Origin of the sequence: Vibrio sp. Evd11, from assembly GCF_900382755.1 — a bacterium.
GTDB lineage: Bacteria > Pseudomonadota > Gammaproteobacteria > Enterobacterales > Vibrionaceae > Vibrio > Vibrio lentus.
On record NZ_OSDX01000025.1, the window covers coordinates 1 to 12,748 of the forward strand.

The following is a 12,748-nucleotide window of genomic DNA, read 5'->3' on the forward strand; positions in this document are numbered from 1 at the left end:
AGAAGTGTCATGTTAGCGGTGGCTATTTGAGCTTGATATTTCGTTGTCTTTTCGACGACCTCTGCCCGTACAAAGCCTTGAGAGACATCTGCTTTTTTGAGTTGCTGGCGCTTAGCATAAAACGTCGAGGGATTGAGTTCATTAAGCTTACAAAATGCAAGCGTTGACAATGAACTCGATTCAGACTGCTTGATGAGCGTTTGCCACTCTTGATTAGTGTGTCGTTTTGCCATTTCAAATCTCCTCATGGTTGGAGACTTGATCTTATTCTACGCGCTAGGCGATTAGAATGCGGGTTTTATGGAGCGCTTACGGAAATGCTTACGGAAATCCTCTAAGAACTCTACAGGGTACAATTTTGCCGGGTAAACCCTACCATCTGGATACTCATGGTCATAAGTAGGAAACTCTTTAGGCTCAACACCTCTATGCTTCCTCAACCAACCGCAAAAGATTCTACCCTCAGATGCATCCGGAACAAGATTTTCTGGCAGTGTATAACCAGCTTCCTCTAGAGGTGCAATCAAGTTCAATGTAATCTCATTGAGCATAGAAAAATGTGTATAAGGAATCTTTGTTCTGTTCTTCATGTAACGGTCTAAGTGAGCAGGTAATGCGCCTGTTGCTTTACACTCTTGATATTGTGTACAGTCAACAAGTCATTGGTAAAAGTGAATTAAACAAACTTCTTAAACAGTTTGACTCGATCTAACAACACTTCAAGATCTTTCATTCTGCTACTGGTATCTGACCACGTAGCAGACTGTACAGCTTCAACTAAAGCTTCAACCAAAAAGGTAATTGCAACGTTAGAATCCCATGCCGAAGGGGCTTCAATACGAGCATGGAAAACATGCTGAGAAAATTTACTGACCGGTGAACCCCACTGATCAGTAAACAATACCAACCTTACGTCTCGACTTTGGGCGATTTCTGCTAAGGTCAGGATGTCATTTTCGTATCGACGAATATCAAACACCACCAATGTATCTCCTGGGTTCATATTGATCACATAATGTGACCAACGATTGGCATTAGGCTCCACCATCGTTACGTTAGCTCTGATCACTTGCATATGAGTAAACATATACTCAGCAATCGAATGACTAATTCGCCCCCCCACAATATATAGAGAACTATTTGGGTTAATCAGGGTATCAACGACTTGGTTGAATGACTCTTCATCAATTTGCGCGACAGTTTGCTGAATATTGTTTATAACTGCGTGAGAAAACCGTCCCAAAAGATGGGAACTTGGATCAGCGTTTGAGATAGATGCATGCTTTTCGATTGGGTTTTTTAACGTATCACCGATCTCTTCATGAAGACTTCGTTGCATATCTGAAAAGCCCATAAAATCCAGCTTTTTAGCTAAACGAACCACTGTAGGATTAGATACTTTGGCCGCTTCAGCAATTGAAACGACAGTCCCTAAACTTGATGCTGGATAGTTATCTAACATCACATTCGCCAGTTGCCTTTCAGCCCTTGTAAGCGTTGAAAATTTCTCTTTTATCTTTTCTGAAACCGTCAATTGATTCTCCTTAAGTGATTGTGAAAATAGAACCTGACACAATACCGTAACAAATATTACACCAAACCAAATCGTGAAATAAACTTTTCTTTTTTGTTGACTATTTGTGATTATTTGTAATTATTGTGTGACAAGCTGACATTTTGTTCATTTTTTAATCAACCCTCTAAGCCAATTATAGTCGGCTGTTAAATGGTAGGAAGAGCAGAGTGTTGATAGTAAGGAGCCATGAGTTTCCTACCAACAAAAAGACACGGAGTCGCGAACAATGCAGGATCCAATCAACTTTCTGCCCTCTCCCGCTAAGGCATTTGTCAGAATAGTCGAGGCCATCAACCGCAGAATTGGGCGATTTGCGATGTATCTAATCTTTGTAATGATCGGAATATTGCTCTATTCCTCCATTTCCAAAACGTTTTTCTTTCCCTCACTGTGGACATTAGAAATGGCTCAATTCGTTATGGTTGCCTTCTACATGCTTGGTGGACCGTACTCAATGCAACTGCATAGCCATGTCCGGATGGATCTGCTCTATGGCAATTGGACTCCACGCAAAAAAGCCGTCATCGACAGCATCACCGTCATCATGTTGTTTTTCTATCTCAGCGTGCTGCTTTATGGCGGCATATCTAGCACCAGTTATGCCATTGAATACGGCGAACGCAGTTATTCTGCGTGGCGCCCATACATGGCACCAATAAAGATCCTTATGTCAGTTAGTGTATTTATGATGATGCTGCAAGCCATAGCCGTTTGGCTTCGTGACATTGCGACAATTATTTATGGTAGCAAGTTGGAGGCGAGCTCATGAGTTACGAAATGATCGCCTTAATGATGTTCTCTGCCATGATGCTGATGCTACTCACTGGTCAACGAGTATTTGCCGTAATTGGCTCTATTGCCGTGATTGCTGCACTGTCGCTCTGGGGGGATGGCGGCTCTGAAATTGCCTTCAGCTCTGCAATCAAGTTGATGAAATGGTACCCACTGTTAACTCTACCGCTGTTTATCTACATGGGCTACATGCTATCAGAATCTGGTATTGCCGAAGATCTCTACCGGATGTTCCATGTGTGGATGGGACCACTCAACGGGGGGCTAGCCATCGGGACTATCGCTTTAATGGTGGTTATTTCGGCTATGAATGGCTTAAGCGTGGCCGGTATGGCTATTGGTGCCAGTATTGCCTTGCCAGAACTACTTCGTCGTGGCTATGACAAAATCATGGTCACAGGTGTTATTCAAGCCGGCAGCTCGTTGGGCATTCTCGTTCCACCGAGTGTGGTCTTGGTGCTCTATGGCATGATTGCTCGTCAGCCTGTTGGTCAACTATGGCTTGCCGGGGTATTCCCGGGATTATTGATGGCGACACTGTTTATTGTTTACATCGTGATTCGCTGCAAAATTCAGCCAAATCTTGGCCCGGCACTACCAGAAGAAGAGCGTAACGTTAGCCTAAAAGAGAAACTATTGCTGCTGCGTGCGGGTATTACCCCACTACTCATTTTTGTTTCCATGACTGGGCTTTTCCTCATGGGCGTAACCAGCTTAGTTGAAAGCTCTGCAGTTGGCTCCGTCGCAGCCACCATAGCCGCCATTGCAAAGAGACGACTTAACCGCTCAGTGCTGGAAGAGACGCTAAGAAAAACACTGGCGATTAGCTGCATGTTTATGTGGATCATATTAGCTGCACTCTGTTTTGGCGCAGTGTTTGATGGCATTGGTGCGGTAAAAGCGATTGAAGGCTTCTTTATTGACCGCCTCAATTTGACCCCGTGGCAAGTACTGATCTTAATGCAGCTATCTTACCTTTTGATGGGCACCTTTCTCGACGACACGGCAATGTTAGTCATTGTTGCCCCACTCTACGTGCCACTGGTTGGTGCTTTGGGCTTTGACCTATTGTGGTATGGCGTACTCTACACTATTACTTGCCAAATTGCCTATATGACACCACCGTTTGGCTACAACCTGTTTTTAATGCGTGCTATGGCACCACCTGAAGTTTCATTGAAAGACATTTACACCTCAATCATTCCGTTTGTGCTCATTATGATGTTTGGTTTGATTCTGGTAATGGCTTTCCCTCAACTAGCTTTGTGGCTTCCGGAGTACCACTACGGCTAATGAAAATCACCCAATGTACAACCATAACTTTTGATATGGACACACATTCCATGGAGGAATAAAACATGTCTTCTAGAAGAGATTTCCTGAAAAAAGCTGGTGCTGTTTCTGCTGCTGGTGCTACTGCATTGGCGGTGACACCTACGATTGCTAGTACCAAAGAGCCGATTAAATGGCGTTTACAAACCTATGCTGGCCCTGCATTAGGTGAACATGTCATTAAACCAGCTGTTGATGCTTTTAACGAAGCTGCCAATGGTGAAATGATCATTGAGTTGTTCTATGCCGATCAGCTTGTGCCAACTGGCGAGTTATTCCGCGCCATGCAACGTGGCACCATCGACATGGTGCAAAGTGATGATGATTCCATTGCCGCGCCAGTCGATATTTCTGTTTTCGGTGGCTACTTCCCGTTCGCAACTCGTTACAGCCTTGATGTTCCAGTTCTATTTGAGCAGTACGGTCTAAAAGAGATTTGGCAAGAAGCCTATGACGAAATCAAAGGCGTAACTTGGTTATCTGCAGGTGCGTGGGACCCATGTCACTTTGCCACAGTCAAACCTATTCGCAGCCTAGCGGATCTAAAAGGAAAACGTGTCTTTACTTTTCCAACCGCGGGTCGCTTCCTCTCTCGCTTTGGTGTTATTCCAGTCACCTTACCTTGGGAAGATGTTGAAGTAGCAATTCAAACTGGGGAGCTTGACGGAATTGCATGGTCAGGGATAACCGAGGATTACACGGTTGGTTGGGCGGATGTGACCAAATACTTCCTCACTAACAATATTTCTGGGGCTTGGTGTGGTTCCTTCTTTGCCAACAGCGAACGCTGGGATGCCTTACCTGAGCACCTTAAAACTCTATGGCAATTATGCATGGACAGCTCGCACTACTATCGTCAGCACTGGTATTGGGGTGGCGAAGCAAAACTACGTGTTGAAGGCGACAAACTTGAATTAACCACCATCCCTGATGAAGAGTGGAAAACGGTTGAAGCTGAAGCACTTAAGTTTTGGGATGAAGTCGCCGAAACCAGCCCAAGAAACAAACGGGTAGTGGATATATTCAAAAAGTACGCTGCCGACATGGAAAAAGCAGGTAAACCTTACCGTTATAGCTAACTCAGGTAATGCACCGGCTAAGATTGCCGGTGCAAAGAGGAACAACGAATGGACGCAAGATCAGTAAAGACCATCGAAGATGCCAAAGCGATAGTCGAGGATCGTAACCTATCTCATATCAAAGTTGGCTTATTTGATAATGATGGCATCATGCGCGGAAAATACATGTCGAAAGACAAATTTTTCTCGTCGCTGGAAAAAGGCTTCGCATTTTGTGATGTGGTATTAGGCTGGGACAGTAAAGACCAGCTCTACGATAATACCACTTACACCGGTTGGCATACCGGCTATCCCGATGCACCAGTTAAAATACTGCCTGATACGTGCCGAGATGTACTCGATGAAGAAGACATGCTGCTATTTATCGCTGAGTTTGACCAACAAGCAGCAGCAATTTGTCCTCGCAGTACTCTTAAGCGAATTGTTGAGAAGTACCATGAATTAGGACTGAATCCTTTCTGCGCCTTTGAATATGAATTTTTCGTTTTCAACGAGACACCTAAATCTGTTCGTGAGAAAAACTTTCAAGATCTTGAATCCATCACACCTGACTGGTTTGGCTATTCGATGATCAGAAACTCCACCTATATCGAGTTGTATAAGCAGATATTAGACATGAGTGAAAGCATGGACTTCCCTATCGAAGGCATTCACTCTGAGACGGGGCCAGGCGTAATTGAAGCTGCTCTTTCGGTTGATAATGCAATGAATGCTTCCGACAAAGCGGCGCTATTTAAAACCTATACCAAAGTGTTGATGCAACGAAATAACATGATGGCGACCTTTATGGCCAAATGGAGTAATGACTGCCCAGGTCAAAGTGGCCACATTCATATTTCACTGCAAAACAGTGATGGTAGCTCTGCATTTTACAACCAAAGTAATCAGCACAATATGAGCGCACTACAACGTCATTTTATTGCGGGTCAACAGCGATTGATGCCTGAGTTCTTGTCGATGGTAGCGCCAACGGTTAATAGCTACCGCCGCATGATCCCTGGTTTTTGGGCACCGACCCACTCCACTTGGGCAGTGGAAAACCGTACCACTTCACTGCGCGTTATCCCCGGTTCAGAAAAAAGCCAACGAGTCGAGTACCGAATCGGTGCGGCAGATGGCAACCCATATTTAGCATTGGCTGCCGCTTTAGCTTCCGGTCTTTGTGGCATTCTCAATAAATGGGAGCCGGGTGAAGCCATTGTTGGTAATGCCTATGAGCAAGACATTCCTGAAGAACTGAAACTGCCAGCCACCCTTTGGGAGGCTGCGCAAATGCTCAAAGCATCACCTTACGCTCGCGAAATGTTTGGTAATGAATTTGTTGACCATTTTGCAGCAAGTAGAGAATGGGAAGAACGTGAATTTCGTAAAGCAGTGACCGATTGGGAACTCAATCGCTACTTTGAAATCATTTAAACGGCAATCGTGACAACATAGGTAATAAAAGCATGGAACAGCACACTCTATCTCCCGTTGACGGCAAGGTTTGCGTATCGAGAGCGTTATCATCGGACAAGCAAATCAACGCTATTATTGAGCAAGCAACTCACAGCCAAAATAAGTGGCAAGCTACACCTTTGACTGAACGTAAGGCAATCTGCAGACAAGCGATCGCAAACTTTGTCGACAATCAAGACACCATCAGACAAGAAATCACTATGATGATGGGCAGACCCTTCGTTCAAACTCAAGGTGAAGTATTAGGGGTAGAAGAGCGTGCACTATCGATGATTGAGCAAGCAGAACAAGCGTTGATGACCATCGAATTGGCTGATAAACCCGGCTTTACTCGTTATATCAAGCGGGTACCAATAGGTAATGTTCTGGTGGTAGCGCCATGGAATTACCCTTACTTAACCGCCATTAACGCCGTTATCCCAGCACTTATAGCGGGTAACTGCGTGATCCTAAAACACTCAGCGCAGACGCCACTTTGTTCAGAGCGATTGGTACAAGCTTTTGAAGGTACGGGCTTACCTCATGGTGTTTTTCAGTTTGTACATACCGACCACCCAACCACTGAACAAATGATCAAGCATCCACAGATCAATTACGTTGCCTTTACCGGCTCAGTGGCAGGAGGTGCGATGGTCGAGAAAAACGCCGCTGGGCGCTTCATTGGCGTGGGGTTAGAGCTTGGTGGTAAAGACCCTGCGTATGTGCGTGCCGACGCCGATATTGATTACGCAGTTGAAACACTCGTCGATGGCGCGTTTTTCAATTCCGGCCAATCATGCTGTGGGATTGAACGCATATATCTGCATGAGTCAATTCATGATCAGTTCGTTGAAAAAGCGGTGGCATTGACCAAACAATATCAACTCGGCAATCCAAACGCCTCAGAGACCAATCTGGGCCCAGTTGTACGTACCGCTGCCGCCGATTTTGTTCGTTCACAAATTGAGGATGCGCTTGCTAAAGGAGCCATTGCCAATATTGATGAGTCTTGGTTTTCCTGGAGCAAAAACGGCACACCTTATCTTGCCCCGCAGATTTTAACCAATGTAAACCATACTATGCGAGTGATGACTGAAGAATCCTTTGGTCCCGTGGTTGGCATTCAGTCGGTATCGAATGACGAAGAAGCCGTCAGGTTGATGAATGACTCTGAGTTTGGCTTAACTGCTTCTATCTTCTCAAGCGATGAACAAGCTGCAGCAAAGCTTGGCGAGCAAGTTGATACAGGCACTTTATTCGTCAACCGATGTGATTATCTTGACCCACAATTAGCATGGACAGGGGTTAAAAATTCAGGTCGCGGTTGTACTTTATCACTCATTGGTTTTGAAATGCTCACTCGACCTAAATCATTTCATATTAAAACGCACCACACTCAAACATCTCAAGTTCAAGTTGCGGGAGAGAGCTAAATGACCATTTCAAATTGGAACTATCCTACATCAATCTGTGTAGGTGAAGGTGCGCTCAATTTACTAGCGAAGCATTGCCTACGCTTAAATATGAAGTCGCCAATGTTGGTCACCGACCCATTTCTCGCACAACTAGATATCGTGGAAAATACAGTGAATGATTGCGCCAAACAGGGCGTCGAAATCACCGTATTTTCCGATGTACAGGCCAACCCCACCGATGACAATGTTAATAACGGGATTGCTGCCTATAATGCGCAAAATCACGATGGTATTATCGCCTACGGTGGCGGTTCAAGCCTTGATGCGGCAAAAGCAATTGCGTTGTGTGCCAAGCAATCACTGCCACTATGGAGTTTTGAAGACATTGGAGATAACTGGACACATGCCGACGAGAACACAATCGTTGCGGTGATTGCCATCCCAACAACCGCAGGAACAGGATCAGAAGTAGGCAGAGCATCTGTCATTACTGATAGTCAAAACCACACAAAAAAAATTATTTTCCACCCGAAAATGTTGCCTGTGCAGGTGCTCCTAGACCCATTAACCACCATAGATTTACCTGCCCATATTACTGCTGCAACTGGGATGGACGCCCTATCTCATAGCTTGGAAGCGTTCTGCGCACTAGGTTATCACCCAATGGCTGATGGTATCGCGATTGAATCAATCCAACTAGTCAAACGTAATCTATATCGAGCATATGTTGATGGGCATGATGTTGATGCTCGTACTCAGCTATTGGTCGCATCATGTATGGGTGCTACGGCATTTCAAAAAGGCTTAGGAGCAATGCACGCCCTAGCGCACACCCTTGGCGGGCTGTATGACAAGCATCACGGGTTACTCAACGCGATTTTAATGCCTTACGTTCTGCAAGCCAACCGTAGCGAAATCGACTCCAAGATGGTCACGCTAGCTCGTGCACTTTCACTTCCATCCCCAGGGTTTAAAGCAGTGCATAAGTGGGTGATTGAATTAAGAGAAATATTAGCGATTCCACATACTCTTGCTGAGATCGGTATTAGCGATAAAGATGCGATAAAAATTGGTGAACTTGCGGTCAATGATGCAGCCTCCAGTGGCAACCCCATCCCGTTTAACGCACAGCAATATACACTCCTGTTTTTACATGCTCTGACAGGTAAAAACACAAACTCATAACGGTGACAACAATGAAAATTGGCGTATTAATCTGCGATGATGTAAGCCCTGCGCTAGAGCTAGAACACGGAAATTATAAGGCCATGTTTTCTCGATTGTTACTTGCCGTCGACAAAACCCTAGAGCTTAAATTTTACTGGTTAAATCACAATGAGTTTCCCGATGAATTAACTGAATGTGATGCCTATATGACGACTGGCAGCAAGTCAGGCATTATGGATGACGATGCGTGGATCATACGTATGGAGGATTTGGTTCGCCAAATCCATCTCGCGCAGATACCCTTTGTCGGTATCTGTTTTGGGCATCAGATGCTCGCCAAAGCCCTTGGTGGAGAAGTCTATCGAGCAAAGGTTGGCTGGGGTATTGGCACTATGATCGCCAAAGTCTACAAGCCACAAGTATGGATGAAACCTTATCAAAACAAATTCAACCTTCTAGTCAGCCATCAAGATCAAGTGCTGCGCATCCCAGACAATGCGCAAGCTATCGCAGGCAATGACTTTTGCCCAGTTTCAATGATGCAAGTAGGACAAACTTCATTGGGTATTCAAGCGCACCCTGAGTTTTGCGTGGCCTACTCAAAGGCGCTGATAGAAAAAAGAAAAGACTCTATTCCAGAAAACGTCCAAAAGAGAGGTTTTACCTCGTTGAAGCTGCCGACAGATGGGCAACTCGTCGCTTGTTGGATGCTAAACTTCATTAGAATGGGGCTGAAACTTGGGAAGAAAAATATTAAGCGAAGTACATGAAAAAGCCTGCTCATTTCCTTCTGGTCCAGTAAGAAAAGCCACACATCCCAATACTGAAATGTGTGACAGTTTAGAGCCGTTCTAGTACAAACTCAAACCAGTTTCGGGATTACTCCATATCACCGAGTAAGTAATCTTCATCGCTACTTACTACCGCGCCGTGCTTTAAGAAGTTCTTACCTAAAATCATGCTGTATGTGAAGCGGGAGCGATCTTGAAGGTTTACCCTCACCTCTTTCTCTAGATCTCCGAGCTTAACCTTCATTTCAACCACAGGGCGAATGTTCACCTTCTCGCCTTTCTTCGCTTTAATGCGCATCACATCAATCACTGGCTTGGTGAACTCTTGCTTATCGCCTTGGTTATTTTGATAAGTAAAGGTCACCATGTCTTGGCCGTCTTTCTTGAATCGCTTGATGTTCACCGCGTTCATAGAGCTCACATCAGCACCGGTATCTAGCTTGGCAGGGAATGTCATGCCGTTCACTTCAACCACTTCAATGTGCCCTACTTTAAACAGAGGCTCGGCTTTCAATAGGTAGTCAGAACGCGTGTTTACGTAAACGTCCTCTTTCGCCATCTTCTTACCTAGAATGAAGTAGGCTTCTTTTTCATTACTGTTTAGCACATCGATAGCAAACTCTTGTGTACGAACCTTGCCAGATGCCGAGAACTCACCACTCACAACTGGGCGACTATCATCACCGACGTTGAGCTTTTTAATGATTGGCTTTGTGACCTTTTGCTGTTCGCCATTCGCGTCAGTTAGGTAAAACTCAACCGATTCATCTTTGCCTTTACCGACAATCTCAAAGCTGTCCACCTTCAACAAAGGTGTGTTTACGGTAAAAGAAGCCACAGCCTTAAGTGGGAAGTCATCCAGTGTGATGTCCTCTTCTGGTGAGATAATCATAGGCTCACCCAACTCAGCAACATCACTAAAGCTCTCTGAACCTTCTGATAAAATGTTTTCAGCACTCGTATCAATCATAAAGAATTCGCTAGCGGTGCTGGTTCCAAATCTCAACTGCGACTCACTACTCGAACGCTCACGTAGGTATACCAGAACGTCTTTGGTGGTGTTCTCATCAAGTTGAACAGGCACATAGACTAAAGGCCTCTTCTTGCCGCTCACGCTTAACATTCGAACTAATGGCAATGTCATCTCTTTTTGCTTGCCATCGTTGTCGAACATATCAAACGTCACTTGTTTGTTCTTTTTATCTATGTCGATATTTTTTGCATGCAAAATACTGTAGCGGTTCTTTAAAGAGAAGGTCGCATTCATCGGCATTCCCGAGATAGACACCACCTCTTTACGGCCAACCACGGTTGCGTTCTCTTGCTCTTGCAAATAGTCGTAGCCCGCAAACACCAGCGCGTTATCCGCTAGGAAGGTCTTACCGATCAATACTGGCGCAGAGAAGTGGCTTCTGTCTGTCAGGTTAACATCGGTTTTTAGCTCTTGGTCTGCGATAGTCAGAGACATTTTAATCGTCGGGCGAAGCAAAGGCGTGCTGCTGGTACGGCTGCGAATCATGCTGACACGCTCTAGCGGCGCCTCAACCAATACCATCTCACCAGTACGTGGGTTTTGAACTTTAAAAGAGACCACAGCTTGGTATTTCGCAAAGGTGCTGCCATCCCAATCGTCGTAATCAACGTCACTATTGTTCAGCACATCTTCGGTCAATGCCGACATCAACTCTTTATCTTTGAGGTTCTTATAATCGGCATGTGTGCTTTTTACATGGATGTCTTCTGCATGCATGGAAGTGGTTTCTGCACCAGTGTCTATTTTGCCAATGAAAGGAACGTCTTTAAGCCCTTGAACGCTAGAGAGGTACACATTCTCAGTACGGCCTAATACCGCCTTACCATCGAGTTCGTAAGTCGGATTTTGAGTGGTGTGTGAAGTGACTGTAGCCAAAGAATATTGTGAAAAAAGTAAAGTGCTTAAAAGAGTTAGAGCCAAAGGTATCTTTTTCATTAGTTGGTCCGTTGTGATCAGTTCACTAATAATACTGATGAAAAGACAATAAGTTCCCCCACCAGCAATGGTTCTCACATAACGCTTACACTATGACTTTTTCAATGACAAACCGATGACTTTGTGTCGCATTACTTCATCAATTATTGACTAACCGATACCCAATAACCTTTGAATACTCAGAGTTCTATTGGAGAAACAAATACAAAAAAGGCCAACGACGCGCGTTGACCTTAGCGATTCAAAATACCCTTGAAGCGAGCTTAACTTGCTAAAACACAAACGGTTCTAAATAAACATAGCACTAAAAAGTCCCGACTGTTTTCTTTGCACAGATAGCACGAGCTTTTTCTGCGCCCTCACCTCTGTTTTTATTAAAACATTGGCGGTAAGATTCGACGTATCGCTCAAATAACACTTTGGCTTCCGGTTTGGGTTTAGAGAGCAGTTGATTGACGAACTTTCTCGAACCGACCTCGAAATGCTGAGTATCGATTGGGCTATTCCAATCCCCTCCCCAGATCATGAAACCATGATATGCAAACAGCTCGACCACATCTTCCGCCATGCCTCGGCGTTCAATGTCATTACGGGCACGAAAGCGTGTTCTATTCACGTAGCTGGGTGCCGATTGCGATGGCTTTACCGTGATGGTTCCGTTGCTATCAAACGCTAAGAAAGGATTTTGAACTGGGTTAATGTCGATTGCCACACCGTATGCATGCTTCGACCAACCTCCTCCACCAGTGATAGGCCGAGCATTAAACGCGCTGCTGTTATTGGCTTCCATTGAGGCGTTATCATCGCCGTTAAACTCACGCATTAGGCGCGCAGAATGCAGTGGGAAATTACGCTGTTTAAGTTCTAAAAAGATTTGTTCAACAGAAGGGGCGATAACATCAAGCACAATCATATTCCCCTGCTGCGTTTCGCCCTTAAAGTTCACGAAATCAAAGTCCACTTTAGATAGGCGCTCACAACCAACAGGTGCTCCACTATTCAATACCTTGTTCTTTTTCATCATGTCACACTGCCATTGAGAAACAGGTGCAACTTGGCCGTAACTCGCCGCACTGCTCAAGGTTGCCAGCAAACCAACAATTAAACGTTTCATATCAAGGCTCAAAAACAGTAAGAGTAAAAAGATAGGAAGTGGAAAATAACACACTCAACCTAACAGAGCGCATACT

12 protein-coding genes are annotated in these 12,748 nt (G+C 44.9%); 7 read left to right on the plus strand and 5 right to left on the minus strand.

Annotated elements, in window-relative coordinates; all coding sequences use genetic code 11:
• The 3 genes from ED652_RS12395 to ED652_RS12405 all read right to left on the minus strand — a co-directional run.
• Positions 1-233, minus strand: a 233-nt coding sequence (locus ED652_RS12395; RefSeq protein WP_122055011.1) for a hypothetical protein, incomplete at its 3' end; no start/stop codon positions are given.
• A 51-nt stretch (positions 234-284) separates the two neighbouring features.
• The gene (locus ED652_RS12400; RefSeq protein WP_216821910.1) at positions 285-590 is read right to left on the minus strand and encodes a hypothetical protein; all 306 of its coding nucleotides are present in this window, start codon (positions 588-590) and stop codon (positions 285-287) included.
• A gap of 86 nt (positions 591-676) precedes the next feature.
• On the minus strand, positions 677-1,534 hold the full coding sequence (locus tag ED652_RS12405) for a MurR/RpiR family transcriptional regulator (protein WP_162929939.1): 858 nt from the start codon (positions 1,532-1,534) through the stop codon (positions 677-679).
• Between the two features lie 268 nt (positions 1,535-1,802).
• Between ED652_RS12405 and ED652_RS12410 the strand changes: the two genes are divergently transcribed.
• The 7 genes from ED652_RS12410 (at position 1,803) to ED652_RS12440 (ending at position 9,568) form a co-directional block, all read left to right on the plus strand.
• On the plus strand, positions 1,803-2,345 hold the full coding sequence (locus tag ED652_RS12410) for a TRAP transporter small permease subunit (RefSeq protein ID WP_122055015.1): 543 nt from the start codon (positions 1,803-1,805) through the stop codon (positions 2,343-2,345).
• The gene (locus tag ED652_RS12415) at positions 2,342-3,661 is read left to right on the plus strand and encodes a TRAP transporter large permease subunit (protein WP_122055016.1); all 1,320 of its coding nucleotides are present in this window, start codon (positions 2,342-2,344) and stop codon (positions 3,659-3,661) included. The genes ED652_RS12410 and ED652_RS12415 overlap by 4 nt, the downstream gene beginning before the upstream one ends.
• Before the next feature lie 65 nt (positions 3,662-3,726).
• Positions 3,727-4,779 carry a TRAP transporter substrate-binding protein DctP gene (dctP, locus tag ED652_RS12420; RefSeq protein WP_122055018.1) on the plus strand — a complete coding sequence of 351 codons (1,053 nt, stop codon included), beginning with the start codon at positions 3,727-3,729 and terminating at the stop codon, positions 4,777-4,779.
• 48 nt (positions 4,780-4,827) lie between these two features.
• Complete coding sequence (locus ED652_RS12425) at positions 4,828-6,195, plus strand: glutamine synthetase family protein (RefSeq protein WP_122055020.1); 1,368 nt, start codon at positions 4,828-4,830, stop codon at positions 6,193-6,195.
• A gap of 32 nt (positions 6,196-6,227) precedes the next feature.
• Positions 6,228-7,649 carry an aldehyde dehydrogenase family protein gene (locus ED652_RS12430; protein ID WP_122055021.1) on the plus strand — a complete coding sequence of 474 codons (1,422 nt, stop codon included), beginning with the start codon at positions 6,228-6,230 and terminating at the stop codon, positions 7,647-7,649.
• A complete protein-coding gene (locus ED652_RS12435; protein ID WP_122055023.1) occupies positions 7,650-8,816 on the plus strand; it encodes an iron-containing alcohol dehydrogenase in 1,167 nt (388 codons plus the stop codon).
• Positions 8,817-8,827: 11 nt separating this feature from the next.
• Positions 8,828-9,568 (plus strand): GMP synthase, encoded by a 741-nt coding sequence (locus tag ED652_RS12440; protein ID WP_122055025.1) that lies wholly within the window; start codon positions 8,828-8,830, stop codon positions 9,566-9,568.
• 109 nt (positions 9,569-9,677) lie between these two features.
• Here ED652_RS12440 and ED652_RS12445 read toward each other — a convergent pair whose 3' ends face one another.
• A complete protein-coding gene (locus tag ED652_RS12445) occupies positions 9,678-11,558 on the minus strand; it encodes a RimK/LysX family protein (RefSeq protein ID WP_122055027.1) in 1,881 nt (626 codons plus the stop codon).
• Between the two features lie 304 nt (positions 11,559-11,862).
• The gene (locus tag ED652_RS12450; RefSeq protein ID WP_122055029.1) at positions 11,863-12,672 is read right to left on the minus strand and encodes a M15 family metallopeptidase; all 810 of its coding nucleotides are present in this window, start codon (positions 12,670-12,672) and stop codon (positions 11,863-11,865) included.
• Between the last annotated feature and the right edge of the window lie 76 nt (positions 12,673-12,748).

Bases quoted from the DNA above. Each gene is read 5' to 3' on its own strand.
- ED652_RS12410 (WP_122055015.1), top strand. From the start codon at position 1,803: ATGCAGGATCCAATCAACTTTCTGCCCTCTCCCGCTAAGGCATTTGTC.
- ED652_RS12425 (WP_122055020.1), top strand. From the start codon at position 4,828: ATGGACGCAAGATCAGTAAAGACCATCGAAGATGCCAAAGCGATAGTC.
- ED652_RS12430 (WP_122055021.1), top strand. From the start codon at position 6,228: ATGGAACAGCACACTCTATCTCCCGTTGACGGCAAGGTTTGCGTATCG.
- ED652_RS12450 (WP_122055029.1), bottom strand. From the start codon at position 12,672: ATGAAACGTTTAATTGTTGGTTTGCTGGCAACCTTGAGCAGTGCGGCG.
- ED652_RS12445 (WP_122055027.1), bottom strand. From the start codon at position 11,558: ATGAAAAAGATACCTTTGGCTCTAACTCTTTTAAGCACTTTACTTTTT.
- dctP (WP_122055018.1), top strand. From the start codon at position 3,727: ATGTCTTCTAGAAGAGATTTCCTGAAAAAAGCTGGTGCTGTTTCTGCT.
- ED652_RS12400 (WP_216821910.1), bottom strand. From the start codon at position 590: ATGAAGAACAGAACAAAGATTCCTTATACACATTTTTCTATGCTCAAT.
- ED652_RS12415 (WP_122055016.1), top strand. From the start codon at position 2,342: ATGAGTTACGAAATGATCGCCTTAATGATGTTCTCTGCCATGATGCTG.
- ED652_RS12435 (WP_122055023.1), top strand. From the start codon at position 7,650: ATGACCATTTCAAATTGGAACTATCCTACATCAATCTGTGTAGGTGAA.
- ED652_RS12440 (WP_122055025.1), top strand. From the start codon at position 8,828: ATGAAAATTGGCGTATTAATCTGCGATGATGTAAGCCCTGCGCTAGAG.